Annotated in this window: 20 protein-coding genes; 7 read left to right on the forward strand and 13 right to left on the reverse strand. The window is 71.6% G+C overall.

From position 1 onward, the window contains the following. Positions 1-50 precede the first annotated feature (50 nt). Positions 51-1,007, forward strand: a complete 957-nt coding sequence (locus OG410_RS02900; protein ID WP_329297633.1) for a hypothetical protein — start codon at positions 51-53, stop codon at positions 1,005-1,007. Between the two features lie 296 nt (positions 1,008-1,303). Continuing rightward, positions 1,304-1,942, forward strand: a complete 639-nt coding sequence (locus OG410_RS02905; protein WP_329297634.1) for a DUF4328 domain-containing protein — start codon at positions 1,304-1,306, stop codon at positions 1,940-1,942. Between the two features lie 151 nt (positions 1,943-2,093). Here OG410_RS02905 and OG410_RS02910 read toward each other — a convergent pair whose 3' ends face one another. From OG410_RS02910 to OG410_RS02920, 3 genes are all read right to left on the reverse strand, one after another. After that, a complete protein-coding gene (locus OG410_RS02910; protein ID WP_329297635.1) occupies positions 2,094-3,917 on the reverse strand; it encodes an FAD-binding dehydrogenase in 1,824 nt (607 codons plus the stop codon). 348 nt (positions 3,918-4,265) lie between these two features. After that, positions 4,266-5,864, reverse strand: coding sequence for a glycerol-3-phosphate dehydrogenase/oxidase (locus OG410_RS02915; protein WP_329297636.1), 1,599 nt, complete (start codon positions 5,862-5,864; stop codon positions 4,266-4,268). After that, positions 5,861-6,460 (reverse strand): TetR/AcrR family transcriptional regulator, encoded by a 600-nt coding sequence (locus OG410_RS02920; RefSeq protein ID WP_329297637.1) that lies wholly within the window; start codon positions 6,458-6,460, stop codon positions 5,861-5,863. The genes OG410_RS02915 and OG410_RS02920 overlap by 4 nt, the downstream gene beginning before the upstream one ends. A gap of 72 nt (positions 6,461-6,532) precedes the next feature. Here OG410_RS02920 and OG410_RS02925 point away from each other — a divergent pair, with 72 nt between their 5' ends. Together OG410_RS02925 and OG410_RS02930 are read left to right on the forward strand one after the other, a co-directional pair. Beyond that, positions 6,533-8,122, forward strand: coding sequence for an FAD-binding oxidoreductase (locus OG410_RS02925; protein WP_329297639.1), 1,590 nt, complete (start codon positions 6,533-6,535; stop codon positions 8,120-8,122). A gap of 174 nt (positions 8,123-8,296) precedes the next feature. Beyond that, positions 8,297-9,178 (forward strand): diacylglycerol kinase family protein, encoded by an 882-nt coding sequence (locus OG410_RS02930; RefSeq protein ID WP_329297641.1) that lies wholly within the window; start codon positions 8,297-8,299, stop codon positions 9,176-9,178. 30 nt (positions 9,179-9,208) lie between these two features. Here OG410_RS02930 and OG410_RS02935 read toward each other — a convergent pair whose 3' ends face one another. Together OG410_RS02935 and OG410_RS02940 are read right to left on the reverse strand one after the other, a co-directional pair. After that, a complete protein-coding gene (locus OG410_RS02935) occupies positions 9,209-10,150 on the reverse strand; it encodes a L,D-transpeptidase (protein ID WP_329304003.1) in 942 nt (313 codons plus the stop codon). A gap of 388 nt (positions 10,151-10,538) precedes the next feature. Beyond that, complete coding sequence (locus tag OG410_RS02940) at positions 10,539-11,996, reverse strand: MFS transporter (protein ID WP_329297642.1); 1,458 nt, start codon at positions 11,994-11,996, stop codon at positions 10,539-10,541. A 248-nt stretch (positions 11,997-12,244) separates the two neighbouring features. On the opposite strand from OG410_RS02940, the gene OG410_RS02945 reads away from it, so the two are divergent. Further along, positions 12,245-13,030 (forward strand): SAM-dependent methyltransferase, encoded by a 786-nt coding sequence (locus tag OG410_RS02945; RefSeq protein ID WP_329297643.1) that lies wholly within the window; start codon positions 12,245-12,247, stop codon positions 13,028-13,030. Between the two features lie 386 nt (positions 13,031-13,416). Here OG410_RS02945 and OG410_RS02950 read toward each other — a convergent pair whose 3' ends face one another. From OG410_RS02950 to OG410_RS02970, 5 genes are all read right to left on the reverse strand, one after another. Beyond that, positions 13,417-13,944, reverse strand: coding sequence for a DUF6328 family protein (locus tag OG410_RS02950; RefSeq protein ID WP_329297644.1), 528 nt, complete (start codon positions 13,942-13,944; stop codon positions 13,417-13,419). Between the two features lie 300 nt (positions 13,945-14,244). After that, positions 14,245-14,748 carry a DUF3618 domain-containing protein gene (locus OG410_RS02955; protein ID WP_329297645.1) on the reverse strand — a complete coding sequence of 168 codons (504 nt, stop codon included), beginning with the start codon at positions 14,746-14,748 and terminating at the stop codon, positions 14,245-14,247. A 157-nt stretch (positions 14,749-14,905) separates the two neighbouring features. After that, complete coding sequence (locus tag OG410_RS02960; protein ID WP_329297646.1) at positions 14,906-15,919, reverse strand: NAD(P)/FAD-dependent oxidoreductase; 1,014 nt, start codon at positions 15,917-15,919, stop codon at positions 14,906-14,908. Beyond that, entirely contained in the window at positions 15,916-16,449 is a 534-nt protein-coding gene (locus tag OG410_RS02965) for an isoprenylcysteine carboxyl methyltransferase family protein (RefSeq protein ID WP_329297647.1), read from the reverse strand. The genes OG410_RS02960 and OG410_RS02965 overlap by 4 nt, the downstream gene beginning before the upstream one ends. 40 nt (positions 16,450-16,489) lie before the next feature. Further along, entirely contained in the window at positions 16,490-17,548 is a 1,059-nt protein-coding gene (locus OG410_RS02970; protein ID WP_329297648.1) for a type III polyketide synthase, read from the reverse strand. Between the two features lie 143 nt (positions 17,549-17,691). Here OG410_RS02970 and OG410_RS02975 point away from each other — a divergent pair, with 143 nt between their 5' ends. Then, positions 17,692-18,564, forward strand: a complete 873-nt coding sequence (locus OG410_RS02975) for a UbiA family prenyltransferase (RefSeq protein ID WP_329297649.1) — start codon at positions 17,692-17,694, stop codon at positions 18,562-18,564. 180 nt (positions 18,565-18,744) lie between these two features. On the opposite strand, the gene OG410_RS02980 is transcribed toward OG410_RS02975, so the two are convergent. Then, positions 18,745-19,278 carry a lamin tail domain-containing protein gene (locus OG410_RS02980; protein ID WP_329297650.1) on the reverse strand — a complete coding sequence of 178 codons (534 nt, stop codon included), beginning with the start codon at positions 19,276-19,278 and terminating at the stop codon, positions 18,745-18,747. 860 nt (positions 19,279-20,138) lie between these two features. Beyond that, positions 20,139-20,342, reverse strand: a complete 204-nt coding sequence (locus OG410_RS02985) for a cold-shock protein (RefSeq protein WP_037622929.1) — start codon at positions 20,340-20,342, stop codon at positions 20,139-20,141. Between the two features lie 516 nt (positions 20,343-20,858). On the opposite strand from OG410_RS02985, the gene OG410_RS02990 reads away from it, so the two are divergent. Then, the gene (locus tag OG410_RS02990) at positions 20,859-22,418 is read left to right on the forward strand and encodes a hypothetical protein (RefSeq protein WP_329297651.1); all 1,560 of its coding nucleotides are present in this window, start codon (positions 20,859-20,861) and stop codon (positions 22,416-22,418) included. A 137-nt stretch (positions 22,419-22,555) separates the two neighbouring features. Here OG410_RS02990 and OG410_RS02995 read toward each other — a convergent pair whose 3' ends face one another. After that, the gene (locus tag OG410_RS02995; protein ID WP_329297652.1) at positions 22,556-23,104 is read right to left on the reverse strand and encodes a hypothetical protein; all 549 of its coding nucleotides are present in this window, start codon (positions 23,102-23,104) and stop codon (positions 22,556-22,558) included. Positions 23,105-23,247: the final 143 nt, after the last annotated feature.

Below are 23,247 nucleotides of genomic sequence, written 5' to 3' on the forward strand. Positions count from 1 at the left end.
TCGTTGCCACGGCCCGTGCCGCTTGGGACGGTTGATCACGGGAGGAAAGAATGGGCACTGCGCTGGTCGAACCGACGGCCGTGAAGCGGTCGAGGCATGTGCAACGTGCCGCACGGGCTGCAGGGGTCGGGTTCGCCTCGGTGGTGGTCTCCGCGCTCGCGACGTGGCTGCTGTGGGACTCCGACGCCTGCCGGAACGCGCCGGACTACGGCTGCCTCGGCTTCGTCATCGTGTGGTCCTCCCTCTTACCCTTCCTGAACTTCCTCCTCACCTGGCCGGCCCTGCGCCTCGTCGGAATCCGGCCGGCCTGGCTCACCGCACTGATCGGCACCGGCATCGGCTGGTACCTGGTCCGGAACATCGAAGCTCTCCAGTGGCTCCCCGGTGGCACGCGGTACGTCCAACCTGTCTTGTACGTGGCTGCGTTCGCCCTCGCGGCCTGGATCACCCAGTCCCGCAGGCCACTGTGGCCGCGGGCAGCCGTAGCCCTCGCCCTGGTCCTGCTGATGCCACTCGACTCGCTCGCCACCACGCAGCACGTCCGGAGCAGGCAGGACGATGAACTGGCCGGTGCCCGTGTCCCCCTGCTCGGGCCGCGAGTGCCCGCGGGCTACCACCTGAACGGCGTCGGCACCAACGGGTCGACGACCGAAGCCGAGGCCACCTTCTTCTACCGGATCTCACCCGACGGTCTGAGCGGCGCGGACACCATGGACGAGCTCCGTCAGGAGATCCAGGTGACCGTCGGCCCCGTACAGCCGGGTTTCACCCCGCCGTCCCACTGCGCCGCGCTCACCAGCGTCTACCCGGTGCCGTCACCCGCCTGCACCCCGGTGGCTCCTGGAGTGTGGCGGTGGTCGAAGTACGAGTACGTCAAGTACTTCACCCGGGTCGGCGACGCTGTCGCGGTCCTCCAAGCCCGCACCCCTCCAGTGAGCGACACCGTTCTCCGAAACCTCGCCGGCTCCATGCGCGTCCGCACGCCGTCCTACTTCACCGGCGGCTGAACGGTGTGAAGTGTTTTTGCCGGCGCGCCAGTTCGGCGTCTCGCGCATGAGGACCGCTTCCTCCTCGGCCTTCCGGGCCTGTCGGCGCTTCTGCAGTGTGCGGTAGCCGGCGGCGAGGGCAACCTGGGCGGACAGCGTCAGGGGTGGGTACGACCGAGGGTGTCGAGGGCCCGGGGAGCGGTGGTCCCGGGACTGCGGGGCTTGCGAGCAGGAGCTGTGGCATCAGGTTCCCTGGGGGTTAAGATCCGCTGCCGACCTGCGGAAAGTCCGAATGGGCGGCTTCCAGGGGGTGTGAAGTGACCGGATCGGTCAGGGTGCCGCGCGGACAGGCCCGGTTCGCCTGCGGCGCGATCGCCGCGTTCGCGCTGGTGACCCTCGCGGCCGGGCTGGTGGCGTGGCACAAGTACCAGCTGCTGGCCGGACCCCTGACGCGAGGACCTTACGTCGACAACCCGTTGGTCGAGGCCGACACGTACTTCAGAAACCTGATGGGCTGGCGGACCGCTCTGCTTCTCATGGCCCTGCTCCAGTTCAGCGTCTGGCTCGCCACCATGCGCGATGTCGCGGACGTGCTCTGGCGCCAGGGACAGCGTCGGCGCAGAGCGTGGCTGGTCTTCGGCTGGGTGATCCCGGTGGCGCAGCTCTTCGTACCCAAGATGTTCGTCAACGACCTGTGGGCCGCCGGCCGGCCGGAACCGCAGCCCCGTCGAGGGCATCCCCTGCTCACGGCATGGTGGCTGTCCGTCCTCGTCGCGGCGAACGCCTACAGCGGCGCCTCCGACGATCTGAAGAAGGCGGTCAGCGCGAGCCAGGCACGTCATGCGCTGCGGCAGATCATGCTCAGCGACGGTCTGTACATCTGCGCCGCAGCGCTGTCGATCATCGTCGTCCGGCAGCTCATCCGCAGACTGGAACGCACCGCACCGACTGCGTGACCGCGGCACCCTCGATCATCGGATCGTGTTCGCGATCAGGACGAACCGCGTCCGATCCGGAGGGGGAGACTCCCACGCCCGAGAACGGTGGCCGGTAGGCGCACGCAGGGGTGGCCCGGCGGGACGGCCGGGCCACCGTCTCAAGGAAGCGTCAGGTCGCGGTGGCGGCCGCCGCCGCGCGTCCCGCCTGGCGGCCGGAGAAGAGGCAGCCGCCCAGGAAGGTGCCTTCCAGGGAACGGTAGCCGTGAACGCCGCCGCCACCGAAGCCGGCGACCTCACCGGCCGCGTACAGTCCGGGAACCGGGCTGCCGGAAGCGTTCAGGACGCGGCCCGAGAGGTCGGTCTGGAGGCCGCCGAGGGTCTTGCGCGTGAGGATGTTGAGCCGTACGGCGATGAGCGGACCGGCGTCGGGGTCCAGGATCTTGTGGGCGGGCGCCGTGCGGCTCAGGGAATCCCCGACGTAGGCGAGGGCGTTCCGGATGCCCATCACCTGGACGTCCTTGGTGTAGGGGTTGTCCATCTCGCGGTCACGGGCCTCGATCTGGCGCTGGAGGTCGGCACGGTCGACGAGGTTGCCGCCGGTGAGCTTGTTCATCCCGGTGACGAGGTCGGCGAGCGTGGTGGCGACCACGAAGTCTGCGCCGTTCTTCTTGAACTTCTCGATCGGCTCCGGGCTCTGCCAGATCCGGGAGAGCAGTTTCCACACGTCCTTGTTGGTGAGGTCCGGATTCTGCTCCGAGCCGGAGAGCGCGAACTCCTTGGCGAGGATCTTCTGCGTGGTGACGAACCAGGAGTAGTCGTAGCCGGAGCCCGTGATCGACTTGAGGGTGTGGAGGGTGTCGTAGCCGGGGATGTCGGGGCTGCCGAAGCGGCGGCCCCGCGCGTCGAACCACATGGACGACGGACCGGGCAGGATGCGGATGCCGTGACCGGGCCAGATCGGGTCGTAGTTGCGCAGCCCCTCGGTGTAGTGCCACATGCGGTCCGGGTTCACGATCCGGCCGCCGGCCTGCTCGGTGATCGCCAGCATGCGGCCGTCCACATGCGCGGGCACACCGGTGACCATGAACTTGGGCGGGGTGCCGAGGCGGTCCGGCCAGTTCTGCCGTACGAGATCATGGTTGGCGCCGATGCCCCCGGAGGTGACGACGACGACCGGGGCGCGCAGCTCGAAGTCACCCACGACGGTGCGGGAACTGGGCTTCCCGCGTGCCACGCCGCTCGGTTCCAGAACCGCGCCACGGACGCCCGTGACGACCCCGCCGGTCGTCACGATCCCGTCGACCCGGTGCCGGAACTTGAAGGTGACCTTGCCCGCCGCCACCGCGGCGCGGACCTTCTTCTCGAACGGCTCGACCACCGCGGGTCCGGTGCCCCAGGTGACATGGAAGCGCGGTACCGAGTTGCCGTGTCCGTCCGCGAGCCCGCCGCCCCGCTCGGCCCAGCCGACGACCGGGAACCACTGCACACCCAGGCCGGAGAGCCACGACCGCTTCTCACCCGATGCGAAGTCCACATAAGCCTCGGCCCACTTGTACGCCCAGTGGTCCTGGCCGGACGGGTCACCGACTCCACGGTCGAAGCCCGCGCTGCCGAGCCAGTCCTGCCAGGCGAGGTCACGGGAGTCCTTGACACCCATCAGCCGCTGCTCGTCGGAGTCGACGAAGAACAGTCCGCCGAAGGACCAGAACGCCTGACCGCCCAGACCGGCCTCCGGCTCCTGGTCGAGGAGGAGCACCTTCCGTCCGGCCGCGGCGAGTTCAGCGGTCGCGACCAGTCCGGCGAGCCCGTGGCCGACCACGATCGCGTCCGCGTCCTGCGACTCGGCACCGAAGGCGGGGAAGGCCTGGGCGGCGAGCGCGGCTCCGGCGATCATCCCTCCGGTGACGGTGAGGGCGCGGCGGCGTGTGATGCCCCCTCCCGCCTCCGCGTCGTTCCCGTGACGTGATGCGGAGTTGCCTCTGGAGTTCTCCATGGCTGCCTTTCGTCAAGAGGTGCCGGAGGTACGGGAGATACGTGCGGGGGGGGTGCCGAGGCGCAAAGGCGTCACCGATGGGCCGACCGGCAGGTGTTACCGATGGGTTGACCGGCAGGTGTTACCGACGGTAGCCCATGAGGTCTGCGTTACAACAGCCCTTGAAATAAAGGGAGTTGGGCCAGAGTTGGGAGATGCGGAGACCTGCCCGGCACGTTCGGCGCAGGGACGCATCGCGGAGGGACACGCGGCCATACGCAGCCCACGCGGGCACGCGGAACGGCGGGCATACGGAACGGCGGGCCATATGCCGGCTCCGCCGTCCGCGCGAGTTGTTCCGACGAGACGTCAGACAGAGTGCTCCGCAGCCGCGTCGAGCGCTTCACGCGCCGCGGTCAGGGCCGCGGACCGGTCCTCGGGTACCAGGCCGATGCGGGTGCGCCGGTCCAGGAGGTCAGACTCGTCGAGGGCGCCCTCGTGCAGCACGGCCCACAGCAGCGCGGCCCGCGTGACGGGGTGTCCGGGCACCACGGGCTCGCCCAGCCGGGGCTCGCCGGCGGCGAGGGCGTGGACGGCGGGGGCTTCGGCGCCGTAGCGGCGGATCAGGTGGCCGGGGGCGGCAAGGGACCCGAGCCGGTGCGGGGCCGCCGCGCCGACCAGCGGCAGAGAGGCGGTCGTCGAGGGACCGGCACGCAGACCCCGGGCCTCGACCGCCGCGTCGACGGCGTCCTGGGCCATGCGCCGGTAGGTGGTGAGTTTGCCGCCGACCACGGTGGTCACTCCGTCGTCGGAGGTGAGGACGGCGTGCCGGCGGGAGATGTCGGAGGTGCGGGCGGCCCCTCCCGAGCGGCCCGGAGCGGTGTCGAGCAAGGGGCGCAGCCCCGCGAAGGCGCCGACGACGTCATGGCGCCTCACCGGGGTGTCCAGGGCGGAGCCGACGACGTCGAGCAGGAAGCCGATGTCCGACTCCGGAACCTGGGGCACGTCCGGAAGGTCCCCGTCGACGGGCTCGTCGGTCAGGCCCACGTACACGCGGCCGTCGTCCTGCGGCAGGACGAGGACGAACCTGTTGGTCTCGCCCGGGATCGGGATGTGCAGCCCGGCGGGCAGCGGTCCGAACAGGTCGGCGCGCAGCACCAGATGCGTTCCGCGCGAGGGGCGGATACGGATGCCCTCGACCAGGTCGCCCGCCCAGACGCCGGACGCGTTGATGACCGAACGGGCCCTGATCTCGCCCTGCTCGCCGGTCAGTTCGTCGCGGACCCGGGTGACGGTCCCGCCCGTCTCCAGGGCCCTGACCCGGGTGAGGATCTTCGCGCCGTGGGCGGCCGCGGTGCGGGCGAGCGCTGTCACGAGCCGGGCGTCGTCGGTCACTTTGCCGTCCCAGGACAGCAGGCCGCCGCGCAGGCCCGCCGGGCGCACCGACGGTGCCAGGTGCCGGGCCTCCACCGCGGAGAGGCGGCGCGGAGCGGGCAGGGTGGCGCGGGAGGTGCGGGCCGCCAGTCGCAGGGTGTCCCCGGCCCGGAACCCGGCCCAGGCCAGGGAGGCCTGGCCGCGTGACACGAGCGGTGTCAGGGGCAGCACGAAGGGCTGGGCGCGAACCAGGTGGGGGGCGGTGCGTTCCATGAGGACGCCGCGTTCGACCGCGCTCTCGTGGGCGACATCGAGCTGCCCGGAGGCCAGGTAGCGCAGTCCGCCGTGGATGAGCTTGGAACTCCAGCGCGAGGTGCCGAAGGCGAGGTCGTGGGCGTCGACGGCGACGACGTCGAGACCGCGCGCGGCCGCGTCCAGGGCGACGCCGGCGCCGGTGGCGCCGAGTCCGATCACCAGGACGTCCACCGTGTCGCCGCCCACCGCCTCGGCCAGTTCACGGCGGCGGCGGGCGGCGGAGAGCGAGGATCCGGGCGCCGGGGCCGCCGGGCCGGACGGACTGCTTGTGGGACTCATGGCGTGAGGGTCCTCTCCAGAAGGGTGCGCAGCTCGTCGAGAAAGGCCGTGCTGGTCAGTTCGGGGTCGTCCTCGTCGGTCATGGTCCGCAGCGACAGGGTGAAGGACTGGACCACGAGCAGTACGGCACGGGCCTGTCTCCTCGTGGGCGCGAGCCGCACCGAGCCGTCGGCGTGCCCCCGCTCCAGGGCGTCGGCGAGGAGTCCCAGGAGGGCTTCCTGGCTGGCTCCGCGCCGGTCCAGCACGTACGGGAGCAGGAGTTCGGGGTCGACGTCGATGATCTTGCGGAAGAGCGGGTGGGCGCGGAAGCCCTCCACTCCGGCCACCAGACCGTCCACGATCTGGGCCCGCGTGACCTTGTCCGGGTGCGGCTCGGGCATGGCGCGGGTCGCCACGTCGATCCACTCACGGGTCATCAGGTCGCCGACCAGTGACCGCACATCGGGCCAGCGCCGGTAGAGCGTCATGCGCGAGACACCGGCGCGGCGGGCCACGTCGGTCAGGGTGGTACGCCGGACTCCGACCGCCAGGACGCAGTCGCGTACGGCGTCGAGGACGGGGTCGCCGTCCGAGTGCTTGTGACGAATAGGCGTCATGTGTCACAGTGTAACGCCCCGTGCTGCTGTGCGGGAGACGGCACGTCGCGACCGACCGATGAGGACTAGTTCATGGACATGCTGTGGAGTGGCTGGGGCGACCCGGCCAAGGCGGCACCGCTGCCCGACTCGGTGACCGGCCTGCTGCGGGATCTGCTCGGCGTCAAGCCGCGGGACACCGCCGCACACGCTCTCGACGAGATCTCCGTTCCCGAGCCCCTGCCGGACCGGGCCCTGGACGCGCTGGCGGACGCCGTCGGCGGCGCGGAGCATGTGCGCACCGACGCGGAGACCCGGATCAGGCACACCCGCGGGAAGTCGACGCCCGATCTGCTGAGGCTCCGCGCGGGCGACGCGGGAGACGCCCCCGGGGCCGTCGTCCTGCCCTCCACCCACGACGAGGTTCTCGACGTACTGCGCGTCTGCGCCGAACACGGCCTCGCCGTCGTCCCGTTCGGCGGCGGCACCTCAGTCGTCGGCGGCCTCGCCCCGGAGCGGAGCGCCTTCGTCGCCCTCGACCTGCGCCGTATGAACGCCATGCTCGGCATCGACCCGGTCTCCCGGACGGCGACGCTCCAGCCGGGCCTGCGCGCTCCCGACGCGGAGGCACTCCTGGCCGAATACGGCTTCACCCTCGGGCACTTCCCCCAGTCCTACGAGTGGGCGACCATCGGCGGGTTCGCCGCCGCCCGTTCCAGCGGCCAGGCCTCCGCCGGATACGGCCGCTTCGACGAGATGGTCCTCGGACTCACCCTCGCGACCCCTGAAGGCACCCTGGACACGGGCCGCGCCCCCCGGTCGGCGGCAGGCCCCGACCTGCGGCAGCTGATCCTCGGCTCCGAGGGCGCCTTCGGGGTCATCACCTCCGTCACCGTACGGATCAGGCCGCTGCCGCGGACGCGTGTGTACGAGGGGTGGCGGTTCGCCTCGTTCGAGGAGGGAGCCACCGCGCTGCGCCGGCTCGCCCAGGACGGGCCGCGCCCCACCGTGCTGCGGCTGTCCGACGAGACCGAGACCTTTGTCGGACTCGCCCAGCCCGACGCCATCGGCTCGGCCGAGGCCCCCACGGCCGCCGGCTGCACGGCCATCGCCGGGTACGAGGGGACCGAGGAGGAAACCGCGCGCCGCCGCGAGGACGCCGCGGCGGTCCTGCGCGCGGCCGGAGGCACCTACCTGGGCGCCGAACCCGGCGAACGCTGGGCGCACGGCCGCTACTCGGCGCCCTATCTGCGCGACGCGCTGCTCGACGCCGGGGCCTTCGCCGAGACCCTGGAGACCGCGACCTTCTGGTCCCGCGTTCCCGAGCTCTACGCCGCCGTGCGCGCCGCCCTGACCGAGACGCTCACCGCCGCGGGAACCCCGCCCCTGGTCATGTGCCACATCTCGCACGTCTACGAGAACGGTGCCTCGCTCTACTTCACGGTCGTCTCCGCGCAGGGCGAGGACGCCGTGGCCCACTGGGTGCCGGCCAAGGAGGCCGCCAACGAGGCCGTGCTGAGCGCGGGCGGAACCATCAGCCACCACCACGGGGTGGGAACGGACCACCGTGACTGGTACCTCCGGGAGGCGGGACCGCTGGGTGTCGAGGCCCTGCGGGCCGTCAAGGAGCGGCTGGACCCCGACGGCCTTCTCAATCCCGGGATCCTGCTGCCCGTCGACTGACACCGGCCCGATGACGTGGTGGCGGCCCGGGGCCACCGCCACGTCATCGGGCTCCGGCGGCCCGAACCCCGCCGCGTACAGCCGTACCGCCGGCCCTGACCCCGACACCGCCGCCGTACACAGGTTCCGCCCCTGCCCGCTCCGTCTCACCCGTCACTGCCCGGAGGCACACCGATGCGACAGTTCACCGCCGTCGTCAATCCCACCGCGGGCGGCTCCACCGGGGCGGCGGCACTGCTCCCGGTGGCCCGCCTGCTCAGGGAGGCCGGAGCCGGTCTGGAGACCGAGTACAGCCGGAGCCTTGCCCACGCGCAGGAGCTCGCGCTCCGCGCCGGGGAACGGGGCCGGGTCGTCCTCGCCGTGGGCGGCGACGGGATCGCGGGCGGGATCGGCGGCGCCCTGAGCGGGACCGACACCGTCCTCGGGCTGATACCGGCCGGCCGCGGCAACGACTTCGCCCGCGCACTCCGACTGCCGACCGCGGCCGCGGACCTGACGCGCGTCCTGCTGCACCACGAGCCCCGGCGCGTCGACACCATCGAGGTGGAATCCGCGGTGCACGCGCGCACCGTGGTTCTCGGAAGCGTGTACGCGGGCGTCGACGCTCTCGCCAATCAGCACGCCAACCACGCACGCGTGCTGCGCGGGGCCGCCTCGTACTACGCCGGCGGCCTGCGCGCGGTCACCGGCTGGCGTCCGGTGTCGTACCGCGTCACCGTCGACGGGGAGGAACACCTCCACCGCGGCTACACCGTCGTGGCCGCGAACTCCGCCTACTACGGCTCCGGGCGCATCATCGCCCCGGCGGCCCTGACGGACGACGGTCTGCTGGACGTCGTGATGATCCGCGAGGCCCCGCGCCGGCTGTTCTTCACCCTCATGAACGAGCTCAAGACCGGCGCGCACACCGCGCGGCCGGAGGTGGTGATGCTTCGGGGCCGGGAGATCCGCATCGAGGCCGACCGGCCCGTGCCCTACGGCGCGGACGGGGAGGTCGAGGCCGCCCTCCCCGTCACGGCCCGGGTGCGGCCGGGCGATCTGGCCATGCTCTTCTGATCGCCCCGGCCCCCGGTGCGCCACCGCAGGTCACCCCGCGGCGGTCTCTCCGCTCGCGCTGCCCGCCAGCCACTGGTCCCAGCTCAGGTTGAACGAGGCGAAGCCGTTGTCGGCCGAGGCCTTCGCGCGCGGGGAGCCGGTCACGGAGACCGGGTCACCCTGCTTGACCTGGCCGTAGAACCACTTGGCGTCGGTGATCGAGAGGTGGACACAGCCGTGCGAGCCCCGGGCGCTGCCACTGCCCGGGTTCGGGTCGCCGGTCGAGTAGTGGACGTAGGTCCCGGACTGGGTCAGGTGGACGTCCCAGGGAAGGGTCAGGTCGTAGTAGTTCGCGTCGCCCTTGTTGCAGCTGATACCGACGCTGCACGAGGTCATGTGGACCTTCTCCTGCTTGTCGATCACCGCCATCACGCCGTTCCACGTGGGGTATTCGGCACTGCCCGCGTTGATCGACAGGGTCCGTACCGGCGCGCCGTTCTTGGTGACCTTCATGGTGTGGCCGGTGACGGACACATCCGCGCGGACGTCGTCGCCGACGGTGAAGTCGTGGACGTAGGAACGCGTGCCGTAGCGGCCGTTGCCGTTGGCGACACCCTCCAGGTCGGCGGTGATCTTCACCTTCGTACCGCTCGCCCAGTACGACTTGGGCCGCCAGTCGGCGCGCCGGTCCCCGAACCAGTGCCACGCGCCCGTCATCGGCTGGGAGCTGGTGACCTTCATGTGCTTCTCGATGTCGGCGCGGGCCTTCTGCCCCACCGGATTGGTGAAGATCACCGAGATCGGCATCGCGACACCGACCGTGGCACCGGTCTGCGGCGTGATCGTCTCCAGCAGCATCGGTGGCCCGGCGGGCTTCGATGGAGACGGCTTCGCACTGGCCGCCGGCTTCTTCGAGCCTGCCTTTCCGTCGTCTGAACTCGCCTTCGGCGTACCCCCGCCACAGGCACTGGCCCCCGCCAGCACCGCAACCATCACGAGTGCCGTCGATATCCCGCTACGTCGCTTCACTTTTACCCCGGCTCACAATCGTGCCTGCCTCACTGTTCACTTGGACTGCGGGCACCGGCCCGCGGTTGCAGTACGTGTGTAAAGCACGGTTCAAAACCCGGCTCGGGAGGCTCGCGCCCCCCGCGGATCGGGCGGAACGCGTGACGGCTACCGGTGCCGGACCGCCGGTCACCGGTACCCGCTTCGGGTCGGCTCACGCCTGTGCGGCGGCGCCGGCGCGGCCCGGATGCCGGGAGAGGAACGGCACCGCGCCGTCGGCCTCGACCCTGGGCAAGTCCCTTGTGCCGACCGGGGTTCTAGTGCCCCGACAGGCAACGTTCGCCGCGTCGCGTAAACGTTGCCTGCCGGGGCACTAGGAGCGCGTTCGCCGGGCCGCGTCGGCCCCTTGGGGCGCCGTCGCGGGCTGTCCCGTCGACGTCCCCGCTCCGGAGCGGACGAGCGGTACCAGCACTCCGGCACCGGCCACGGCGAGCACGGCGACCACCCGCAGCACCCCGTTGATCGCCGATCCGTCGGACGCCGCTCCGCCGGCGGACCCGCTGATCTCCTCCAGCACGGTCGCGGCCACCGTCACGGCCACCGCGCCCCACAGCACCAGGGAGGTGAGCACCAGGCCCGACGCGGCCGCGAGCCGCCCGGCGGACACGTACGACTGGGTGGCCGCGTTGGTGAGCGCCCAGCCGAGCCCGACACCCGCTCCGACCACCGCGAACACCGCGGCGTAGAGCGGCAGGGGATGCGCCCAGGTCAGCGCGGCGAGCGCCACCCCGCTCAGCAACAGCCCCACCGCCATCAGCACCTCCGCCCGCCACCGGTGCGCCAGATGGCCCGACCAGTAGCTCGCCGCGCCGACTCCCGCCGACAGCGCCAGGAAGACCACTCCCGACTCCAGCGGTGACAGCCCCCGCGCCTGCTCCAGATACAGCGCCGCCAGCACCGCGACGAGGCAGTACACGATGTTCGACGCCGTCCCGGCCACCGTCACGGTCACGAACGGCCGGTTGCGCAGCAGGGACAGGTCGATCAGCGGTTCCGCCGCCCGCCGCTCGACCGCCACGAACAGGGCCAGCATCGACGCACCCACGGCGAAGCACGCCAGGGTGGCCGCCGAGCCCCAGCCCCAGTCCGACCCCTGGTCGACGGCGATCATGACGGCTGTCAGACCGCCGGCCAGCGTGATCGCGCCCGGCAGGTCCATCCCCCGCGTGGCCCCCTGGTCCCGCGACTCCGTCACGTACCGCAGCATCAGCAGCGCAGCCAGCGCGCAGAACGGAACGTTCAGCAGGAAGACCGCACGCCAGCTGACGAGTTCGGCGAAGGTGCCGCCGACGAAGGGCCCCAGCGCGGTGCCGACGGCGCTGAAGGCGAGAACCGTCCCGACGGCCCGGCCCTGACGGCCGTCACGAAAGTGCGCGGTCACCACCGCCACCGCGATGGGCAGGACCAGGGCCGCCGCCATCCCCTGGACCGCGCGTCCCGCGGTCAGCCACACCGCGTTCTGCGCGGCGCTGCACACCACCGACATCACGGCGAAGCCGGTCAGCCCGACGACGATGATCCGTCTGCGGCCGTACAGGTCGGCTGCCCGCCCGCCGACGATCATCAGTGCCCCGAGTGTCAGCATGTAGCCGCTCACGAGCCACTGAAGGTTCGTGGCCGGTGTCCCGAAGTCCCGGGCGATCACGGGCAGCATCAGGTTCAGCGCGAACCAGTCCAGCTCCACCAGCAGCACCGCGATCGAGGTGGCGGCGATGACCGCGCGGTCCCGGCGTGAGAACAGTGCCGTCGTCCGGCCTGCGGATCCGCTCACGACGACCATCCCCTGCCACGGGTCACTCCTCCCGCCAGCCTGCGGGCGCCCGCGGAGCCGCGCAACCGGAGCCCTGCCCGGCCGGCCGCGCGGCTCCGCGGCCCCGGCGGGGTGCCCGGCCCCTCCCGTTCCTCGCGGGCGGCTCCTTGTCCGCTCAACTCCCTTACCGTGCCGACCACATGACTGCTCCGAGTAGGATGATCGAACACTTGGTCTGCCCGCGTTTCCGTGGTGCGATGGGAGCTAGCATGACGATCGACCGACAGTCGTTTCCGCCGCTCGACACCAGTAAGGCGCATCCCGCGCGGGTCTACGACTGGCTGTTGGGCGGCAAGGACAACTACCCGGTCGACGAGGCGGTGGGAGAGAAGCTGCCGCCCGAGGCGAGGGACGCGGCCCGGCAGAACCGCGAGTTCATGCAGCGGGCGTCCGCGTGGCTCGCCGAGCAGGGCGTCGACCAGTTCCTGGACATAGGCACCGGCATCCCCACCCAGCCGAACCTGCACCAGATCGTCCAGGACATCACGCCGTCGGCGAAGGTCGTCTACACCGACAACGACCCGATCGTGCTGCGTCACGCCGAGGCGCTCCTGGTCAGCCGGCCCGAGGGCGTCACCGACTACATCCAGGCCGATGTGCGGCGGCCGCAGGACATCGTCCAACACGCCCGCCACGTGCTGGACTTCAGCCGCCCGATCGCGCTGTCGCTGATCGCGCTCATGCACTTCATCCCCGACGAGCAGGACGCCCACTCCATCGTCCGCAACCTCGTCGACACCCTGCCCTCGGGCAGTTACCTGGTGCTGTCGCACGCCTCCTCCGACGTGTTCCCCGAGCTCTCCGCGCAGGTCACCGCCGAGTACGCGAAGGGCGGCATCCAGCTCGGTTTCCGTACCCGTGCCGAGGTGGAGCGCTTCTTCGAGGGCCTCGACCTCGTCTCCCCCGGCCTGGTGACGGCGACGAAGTGGGCCAAGTCGGGGGCGCCCGCTCCGGAGGACAGCGGCATCTACGCGGCGGTGGCACGCGTCCGCTGAGCGGAACGGGTACGGCGGATGTGCCGCGCCCCACACACGCCCCACGCCCCACGCCCCCGGTGATGGTGATCCGCAGGACGCGGCCCGGCATCGCGTCCATGCGGGTGGCGTATGGGGCGGCGGCGAGCCCCTGATGGCATGACCGGCGTTGTGCACGGTGCCAACTCACGATCAGTCAGAGAGGACGTCCCGTGCGTCGAACCATGCTGTTGTCTGTCTGTGCTCTTGTCGCCGCCGCCGCCACCGGATTCTTCACCACCAGCGCCATCCGCAACCGCTGACAGCGAGACGCCCCCACGCGCTCCCGGACAGTGCGCGACCGGGCGGCCGCCGGGTGGGACGGCCGCGGAGGCCGTCCCACCCGGGGCATGTGCCGGGCAGCCGGTTCAGTCCGCTCCCCCGCTGTCCTCGTCGCGGGAGCCGGCCGCGCGGTCCGCCATGCGCACGCGAAGAGCCGCCGGGATGACGAGCCACCACAGGATGTACAGCCCGGCCACACCCGCGACGATCCAGGGCACGTACGAGTCGTCGTCGGTGGCGGTGCGCAGCACCAGCAGGAGGGAGGAGATCATGGTGAGCAGCAGAAGCAGCAGGCCGAGCAGAGTCAGCCTGGACGCCCATACGACAGCCTCCGGCTTGATGAAGCGGCCCGTCACGATGCGGTGGAACGCCACGGGGGCGACCAGCGCGCCGATGGCCGCGGCACCGAGGACGATCGTGACCATGTACAGGGTCTGGTCCGCCTCGGACAGCCGCCGGTAGGACGGCTGGAACACCACGGTCAGCAGGAAGCCGAACAGGATCTGCACGCCGGTCTGGGCCACGCGGATCTCCTGGAGCAGGTCGGCCCACTTGCGGTCGGCCCGCTCCTCGGGCGATTCATCGCGTCCGTCGGTCCGTGTGTCGCCCTGCATCGGCAGTCCTCTCCTGGTGGCACCACCCGCCGAGCCGCCGCGGTACGTCGCTCAGCGGCCCAGCGCGTTCTTCAGCTGCTGCTTGGTCAATGTGCTGGACGCGGCCCGTACGTGGACATGGAGTGCCCCGATGGTCCGCGGCCTCACGGGTCGCCCGGAATTGCGTCCCGACGGCCCAGGAACGGCGGAAGTCCCCGCACCGGGACGGCCGGGGACTTCCCTGCGGCAGCGGACACCGGCGGACAGGAGTGCCGCGCGTCGCGGCGGATCAGCCCGACGCCGCTCCGCGCGGCCGCCCGTTCATCCCTTACGGTGGCGGAGCACCAGCCACAGGAGGACGGCGGCGCCCGCCGCGGCCAGAACCAGCGTGCGGTTCTCGCGCGCCAGCCGCGCCCCCTGGGCCGCCTGCTGCCGCAGGGGCTCCGGTGCCTTCTCCTGCCACACGCCGCCGGCCTGCGCGGCCTTGTCCCGCACCTGGTCCGCGGCCTGGGCCGCCCGGTCCCTGACCGGGTCGGGCACCTTGTCCTGCACGGTGTGCGCGGCCCTGGCCGCCCTGCTCCTCAGCTCGCCCGCCTTGGCCAGGGCCTGCTCGGCGACTTCGGCGGTCTTCTCCTTGGCCTGCTCGGCCATCTCCACGGTCTTCTCCTTGACCTCGACGCCCTTGTCCTTGGCACGGGCCTTGGCATCGGCCTTGTCGGCCAGTCCCTGGACCGTCTCTCCCAGCTCGGCGCGGGTCCGCTCGACCTGCTCACGCATCTCGCCGGGTGTCGTGGGGGTGTGCTTGTCGTCGGACGGTTCACTCATCGGTGGGCACTCCTCTTGATCGCGATCACGGTGGCCACGAGGACCTGAATTGTCGGGACCCAGCGTGCTCCGGCCGTCGCTCAGGACCCGGGTACCCCGAACCAGGCGGTCCAGGGCGGTTCTCGCCATTCCCCGTCGTTTCCGAGGTTCCGCCGCGCTACTGGAGGGCGCGGACCGCGGCGGTGAACACCGGAGGCAGCCGGGCCGCCGCCGGGACGACCATGCGGGCCGTGCCGGGGCGGCGGCTCGCGGCCAGGAGGGCACCGGTCAGCAACCGGTGCCGCCTGGTCAGCAGGGCCCATGCCCGCTCGTACTCCCGCGCCCTCCCCGACGCGAGGCAGCGGACGGCGGCACCGGCCGTCGCCAGGCCGAGGGCGATCCCCTCGCCGGTGAGGGCGTCGACATAGCCTGCCGCGTCGCCGACGAGCAGGACACGTCCGGCGACCCTGCGGCGTACCCGCTGGAGCAGCGGCCCGGCGCCTCGCACATCCGTGGCCCCCGCCCCGCGCAGCGACGCGGTGAGGTCCGGAAAGCCGACCAGGTGCTCGTCGTATCCACGCCGCACGCGGCTGAGGACCGCGACACCGACCAGGTCGTCGGCGACCGGTGTCACGTAGGCCTCGCCCCGGCCGGACCAGTGGACCTCGACGAAGTCCGTCCAGGGCTCGACACGGTAGTGCCGGCGCAGTCCGTAGCGCCGGTGCGCGCCGCCGGGCAGTTCCAGCCCGAGGCCGCGGCGGACGGCGGAGTGCAGGCCGTCGGCGGCGATCAGCCAGCGCGCCGTGAGCCCCGCGGCGGTGACCGTCTCCGCGGTCTGGCGCACCTCCCCCGCCCTGCCCGGCACGATCCGCACACCGAGGCCGAGCGCGCGCTCGTGCAGCGCGCGGTGCAGCTCGGTACGGCGGATGCCCAGGCCGCGGGAACCGCGGAAGGACGCCTCGGCTCGGGCGGTGCCGTCCACGTACCGGATTCCGCGCAGTTCCTTGCCCACGGGTTCGACGCCCAGCGCCCGCAGCCCGGCGACGCCGCTGGGCATGACCCCTTCTCCGCAGGCCTTGTCGACGGGCGCGGACCGCGGCTCGACGACGACCGCCTCCAAGCCTGCCAGCGCGCTGTGGATCGCGGCGGCCAGACCGGCCGGGCCGCCACCGGCCACCAGGACGTCGATCACGCCGGAACGGACCCGAACGAGGTGGCCACGCCGGCCAGTGCCCGGTTCTCGCACCGGATGCGTACCGTGAGCACGGCGGCGTTCACCAGCGTGAACACGACCGCCGTGACCCAGGCGGTGTGCACCAGGGGCAGGGCCACACCCTCCGCGACGACCGCCACGTAGTTCGGATGCCGCAGCACCCTGTAGGGGCCGCGAGCCACCAGCGGCAGGCCGGGCACGACGATCACCCGGGTGTTCCACCGGGACCCCAGGGTGACGATGCACCACCAGCGCAACGCCTGGGCGCCCGCGAGCACGGCCAGCATGGGCCAGCCGAGTACCGGGACGAAGGGCCGGCCGGCCAGCCACACCTCGGCCGGGCAGCCGAGCAGCAGAGCGGTGTGCAGGGCGACCATCGCCGGGTAGTGCCCCCGGCCCGCCTCGATCGCGCCGCGCGCACGGCTCCAGCGCCCGTTGCGACGGGCGACGACGAGTTCGCCGGCCCGTTCGGCGGCGACGGCGGCCACCAGCAGTGCGTACCAGTCCATGTGTCCGTGTCCCACCGTTCCATGTCGTGCGCCGGGTGGCCTACCAGCGCAACAGCACCAGTTCACAGGCGAAGCCCGGCCCCATCGCCAGCAGTACGCCCGGGGTGCCGGTGGGCGGGCGGCGGGTGGCCAGGGTGTCGCGCAGTACGTGCAGTACGGACGACGAGGAGAGGTTGCCCACGTCGGCCAGATGACGCCAGGTCACGTCCAGGGCCCCGTCCGGCAGGTCGAGTGCGTCACCGACGGCCTCCAGGATCTGGGGCCCGCCGGGATGGCACACCCACGCGCTGACGTCCTTCGTCTTCAGACCGTGGTCGTCCAGGAACCCCCGTACGTCGTCGGCGAGGTGACGGCGCACCACCTCGGGGATCTCCGGGTCCAGAACGACCTGGAAGCCCGAGTCCTTGATGTCCCAGCCGAGGATGCGGCTGGTACCGGGATACAGCCGGCTGCGCGTGTCCACGATCGTGGGGCCGTCGGCTCCGCCCGTACGACGGGATCCGCAGGCCACCACCGCGGCCGCGCCGTCCCCGAACAGGCCGGTGGCGACCAGGTTGGCCAAGGAGGCGTCGCCGCGCTGGAAGGTCAGCGAGCACAGTTCCACCGACAGCAGGACCGCGACTTGCTCGGGCCGGCCCAGCAGATAGTCGTGCATCCGGGAGAGGCCCGCGGCGCCCCCGGCGCAGCCCAGACCGAACATCGGCACCCGTCTGACGTCCGGCCGCAGTCCGAGGCGGCCCGCGAGCCGGGCGTCGACCGAGGGCGCGGCGATCCCCGTGACGGAGGTGAAGACCAGCAGGTCCACATCGGCCGCGGACAGACCGGCCAGGCGCAGTGCCTCCCGGACGGCCTTGGCCCCCATGTCCGTCGCGGCCTGGACGAAGACGCTGTTCGCGGCGCCGAACCCGTCCAGCGCCTCGTACTGTTCGAGCGGCAGGGTCATATGGCGGCCGCCGACCTTCGCGGCGCGGTGCAGCCGGTCGAGCGCGCGGCGGTCGGCTCCGTCCCGCAGACACCTGCGGGCCACCATGTCGGTGATCTCGGACTGGTCGTAGCGGTGCGGCGCGAGGGTTCCGTGAACGGCGGCGATCCGCGTCATAGGGCTCCCGTCCGAACCGGCTGGGGTGGGCTTGCCCCACAGCCCTTCCCCGGACCCGCGCATCGCCACCAGGGATCGCCCGTCCGGCCGTTCGTCCCGTGGCGAGCCCGGACCGCGTGGACAAAGCCTTCTACCATCAGCGGGTGGGTACTCCCGAGCACACGACGGCCGGAGACACCGCGGGGCGTGGGAGTGGCCTGGTGGCCGGTCTGGGCCGGGCGTGCCACCCCGGTCCTGTCGTGGCGGTCACCACGCTGGCGGCGGCGCTGGCCGTGATCACCGGCCGTGGTCCCGGGGGTTGTTTCCTGGTCTGGGCCGCCGTGCTCGCGGGGCAGTTGTCCGTCGGCTGGTGCAACGACGCGTTCGACGCGCGGCGGGACAACGCGGCCGGCCGCCGTGGCAAGCCCGTCGTGGACGGCTCGATCGGAGCGGGGCAGGTGTGGGCTGCCGCGTACGCGGCGCTGGCCCTGTGTGTACCCCTCTCGCTCCTCTGCGGCCTCGCGGCCGGCGCCGTCCACCTGGCCGCGGTCGGTGCGGCATGGGCCTACAACCTGCGGCTCAAGGCCACCTGTTGGTCCTGGGCGCCCTACGCGCTGGGGTTCGCCGCACTCCCCGCCTTCGTGACGCTCGGGCTGCCCGGCCGTCCGTGGCCGGCCTGGTGGGTCCTCGCCGCCGGGGCGCTCCTGGGGGTCGGAGCGCATCTGGGCGATGTGCTTCCCGACATCCGCGGCGATCTGGTGACGGGTGTACGGGGGTGGCCGCAGCGGCTGGGACCGGACCGTGCCCGACTGCTGCTCCCGGTACCGCTGGTGATCGCGTCCGCGCTGCTGGCGCTGGGGCCCGCGGGGCCGCCCGGCCGGCGCGAGGTGACGGCGCTGGCCCTGGTGCTCCTGGTGGCGGTGACGGGGACGGTGCTGGGACGCCGCAGGGAGCGGCTGGCGTTCGCGACGGCGGTCGTCGTGGCGGCGGTCGATGTGGGCCTGTTGCTCGGCGGCACAGGGATGGGGCCCGGCTGAACGGTCATGGCCCCGGAGGGGCGCCTTCCCGTACACGCGGAGGACCCGCACCGTGCGGTGCGGGTCCTCCTCGGCGAAGCCGTCCGGCGAGCCGAGTGATCACGGGGTCTGGCGGCGCCCGGCCGTCGGCCGGTCATCCTCCATCATCCGGTGCTGAACGGGCGTGCCGTCAGCGGACGTTCAGCGGCCGTCGTGGCCACGGTGGTCGTCGCGGCCGTGGCCACGGTGGTCGTCACGGCCGTGGTTGCGGTCGTGGTGCCGGCCCCAGGAGACGCTGTCGACGAAGCGGCCGCGGTCGTTCCGCAGCGTGGCGCTGTCGGAACGGTTGTCCCAGACCTCGTTGCGGCGGTCCTGGAAGAGGTCACGGCTGGTGTCATGGCCGTAGCCGGTGTGGACACGGACGGTGGCACGGCCGGCCAGGGTGTAGTGCCTGAAGGTGTAGCGGTTGCCGTCCTCGTCCTTCAGCGTCCACCCGTTCAGGTTCACCCCGCGGCGACCGGAGTTGGTGATTTCCACCCACTCCGCGTTCAAGGAACGGGCGGAGCGGTCGTCAAAGCCCGGCGCGTTGCTCTGGACCCTGCTGATGCCGACGTGCGAGCGGTCGAAGCGCGGATCCGCGGCCGAGGCCGACACGGACGCCGAGCCGACCAGCGCGCCGGCCGCCAGGGCGGCGGCCACCATGCGACGGGCAGTGACAGACGTGGAAACGGACATGAATGCTCCTCAAGGTTCGAGAGCCGGCACACCCCGTGCGGGCCCCCTCTCGGGGAACCCGCACGGTGCGACCCTGTGCGAGTCCCGGCCCGGTGGCCGAGGACTCATAACTTGCTGCACATCTCCGCCCAGGACGGGCGACACCCGACCCCTGTTACGAATTACGGACATGTCGGTTACAGATGCTTGTATCAGCCCTTTAACTGCTGAAAGCCGATGATTGACGGCTCGTCATCGCCAACTCCCGTACTCCTACAGCTTCCAGGCGATAGTCGGGCATCCTCGACGTCACCCCAGCCCACCGAGCCGTCACCCGAAAGTGAGTAACACCGTTCCGCTCCGGTCGGATCGCGTGACGGTCCGTGGATCAGGCTCGACGAGCCGACCCGGAAGACGGGACCTCGAAAACAGGGCCTCGAAAACACGGCCCGGACACAAAACTCGGGAACAGGACCCGGAAGGCAGACACATCATCGACGCGGCCGGACCACGAGCCGCGGAAGCAACGAGGGGCATCCGGGGGAAGTCTGCGCCGCGACAAACGTCATCGGCAGGACCCTCGCCGACGGGCTCGGCCCGGTCTCGGGCCGGAAGGTCTCGGGCGCTTCGGCACGACCCGCGCGAGGTGGTGGGTCGCCGACGAGGGAGGACGGCGCCACTCGGGCCGTCGGAGCATCGGCGCCGGAGGCGCCGGAAAGGGCGGATGCCGCCCGCCGCAGGCGTGTCGCACGCTGCCGCTGTGTCAGTACGCGGCCCGGCCGCCCCTCTTGAGGGAACAGCGAGCCTTCGTGGTCCGTCGTCCCGCACGACGCCTCGGTCGAAAGTGTTCGGCGAGGCGCCGTGCGGGCGTGACGCGTAAATCAGGCGGGGGTGATGTTCTCCGCCTGCGGGCCCTTCTGACCCTGGGTGATGTCGAACGTCACTGCCTGGCCTTCCTGGAGCTCACGGAAGCCAGTGGCGTTGATGTTGGAGTAGTGCGCGAAGACGTCGGGGCCGCCGCCGTCCTGCGCGATGAAACCGAAGCCCTTTTCGGCGTTGAACCACTTGACAGTTCCGCTGGCCATGCCAGTGCCTCTCACTCGATGACGGGTCCGCACCGCGCGAACCCGGAGGTAGTCGTCCTGGTCCTCGGGCACTGCACAGCAAAACGCCCGCACCACGGCGCGGGCAGGTACTGCGAACCACGACATCTGCCAGCGACGTTACACGGCGAGAGCGCCTCTCACCAGAGAGCGAGGGCTGTCAGGTGCAGCGCCACTGCAGACACACACGCCCCACGACGGCCCGATGTCCGCGTCCGGCCCCGGTCGTCGAGCAACGTCGGAACGCGGCCGCCCCATGGCTCATGGTCACGGACCACCCGTCGGGGCGGCGCCGAAAAGGTTCACGGACGGGGCCGCCCCACGTGACGCAGAACACGATGAGAAAACGCGGTCACTTCGTGTGCGATGTGCGGGGCCGCTGTCGTTCGGAGTGGCGGGCGGGGCGCAGAGAGTCGACGCGGGCACTGTCGCAGGTCGCTGACTGTCCGTACGCTGACAAGTCAGGTAGCTTCAGGCGTGATCGACGGGGGGACCGTCATGTCCTGGGATCATCAAAGTGCTCGTGACGGCTTCGTCGTTCCGCCGATGCCGGCCGCGCCGCCGCCCGCTCCCGCCAACCCCTGGCGGGCCCTCGCGGTGGCGTTGCTGAACCTCAGCGGGCTCGGGCTCGGTTATGCCGTCGTGCGCCGCTGGGGGCTGATGGCCGTGTGCTGGGTCGCGACGGCGATCCTGCTCGTGGTGGCCCTGCCCGCGGACCCCGACGGGGTCCCCGGTGCGGCGCTCGTGCTCTACCTGCTCTTCCTCGTACTGGCCGCCGCGCACGGCGCGTCCGTGGGCCTGCGGACCCGGTTGGCGCTGCTGCCGAGCGCCTTGATCGCGGCCGTGCTCGGCGTCGTCCTGCTGGCCGTGCCCGCCGCGGGAGTCGTCCTGTACGACGGAGCGCGCGACGAGGCCACGGAACAGATGCTCCTCGACCGGCTCGAACGGGCCGACAAGCTGGTCGGACAGTCCGGGAAGCAGGACTTCGCGGCGGCCGAGGCCGGATATCGCCGCGCCCTGGCCGCCTACGGCGCGCTCGGCGAGGACCACCCGGGTTCACGCGCCGCCCGGCAAGTGCCCGACCGGCTCAAGACCTACTACGCCACCGTCGCCGCCCCGTACGCGCAAAAGGACTACTGCTCCGCCGTACCTCCCTTGAAGTACCTGCGTACGCTGCCGCGCACCATGGACAGGAAGACACTGGGCAGCCTCGCCCGCTGGCCCGACGACCGACTGGCCACCTCACTCTACGAATGCGCGGCGGCGTCCCTGAGCGGCGAAACCGAGGGCTGGACCACACAGTTCGCCGAGCTCCTGTCGACCTTCCCCAGGTCCGCACAGGCCGGGAAGGTCGAGCCCGCCGTGAAGAGCGCGGTCGACAAGGCGGTCGGCTCCGTGGGCGGCGGCGCCCCGTGCACCGCCGTGGAGCGGCTCGGCACCCTCGACACCCAGGTCCGCGGACTGCCCGGGGAACAGGCCGGTGTGGCCGACGCCCTCGGCAAGGACGCCGACCGGGCCTCGCAGAGCGCGCGTTCGGGCGCGTACGCCTGCGGTGTGGACCAGTACAGGGACGGGAGCTTCGCCGACGCCGTCACCACCATGAACGACTTCGCCAAGAACAACCCGCACCACAAGAACCGGGCGCGCGCCCAGAAGATCGCCATCGCCGCGGAGGTCGCGCAGACCGTGCCCGCGGCCGGGAAGCGTCTGCCGACGACGGCGTCGGGCGGCAGCATCGCCGTCACGGTCAAGAACGACAGCCCCGACGAGATAACGGTCCTGTACACGGGACCTGTGACGGGGAGCTTCAACCTCAAGGCCTGCGGGGGCTGCTCGTCGTACTCGCTGGGCAGCACGCTGGGAATCGGCTTCAAGCCGTGCAGCGACAGCGGCAAGCACTATCCGCAGCGGACCATCCATCTGCCCGTCGGCACCACCTACTTCGTGCACAAGTCCCGGAGCGGCACCGGGAAGTCCCCCGCCTCGGACACCGCCAAACTGTCACCGGGCTACATCTACACGGAGTGTGCGTACACCACCACGGGCTTCGGTTACTGAGCCGGTGGCGGGGCGCCCGGCGCGAGTCCGGGCGCCCTCGGCCGTCGGCGACACGACGCCCGCGTGGCCTCGCCGTTGCATGCCGGTGCGTGCCGGTGGCGAGGCGGCAGCCCCGCGTCCCGGGGTTCGTCCCGGCGTCAGCGAAAGTCGAACTCGGCGCGCGGGACACAGTCGTCCAGCGTGTACGCCCAGTCCTGGAAGTCTCCGACGAAGAAGGCTCGTGTCAGGAGGAGGTCAGAGGCCCGTTGGACCCGCACCAGCAGGCCGAGCTCTTCGGATTGCGGTTCGCTCTCGATGAGACACCATCGCTCGAGGCCCCGGTTCTCCGCATACCTCACGAACTCCTCCTCTAGCTGGGAGGGCACACGGCCGATCAGGCGAACGCCGTCGACGCGGACCTGAGGTCCGCGCAGAGCGTCGACCGCGACGGCGGCCAGCTCACCGGACTCCCTGTGGTAGGTCACGACATCCTGCTCGTACAGCGGGCCGCCCTTGGGGCGGAAGGCCACACTCTGCGCCAGGGCGCCATGCGGCCGGCCCAGCACATCGTCGCTACCGAAGAAGCCCTGTGCGTCCATTGTCGCGGCCACGTCCTCCAGTCCCATGCCGAACCGCAGCGGACCGACGGACTCGTACGGTACGAGGTCCCACTGCGGACGCTCGGCGTCGTCGATGACGGTCCACATCGGTGCGCATCCCTCCGGGGCATCACGGAACCACGTCGAAAGCGGCCCGCTGATCGGCAGCGGCTGTACAACTGCCCCGTCGCACGGATCACCGAGGCCCGGAATCCGGATCGGCGCAGGCCACACCGTGCGGGCACCTCACA

The sequence above is a fragment of the Streptomyces sp. NBC_00659 genome, assembly GCF_036226925.1.
Taxonomy (GTDB): domain Bacteria; phylum Actinomycetota; class Actinomycetes; order Streptomycetales; family Streptomycetaceae; genus Streptomyces.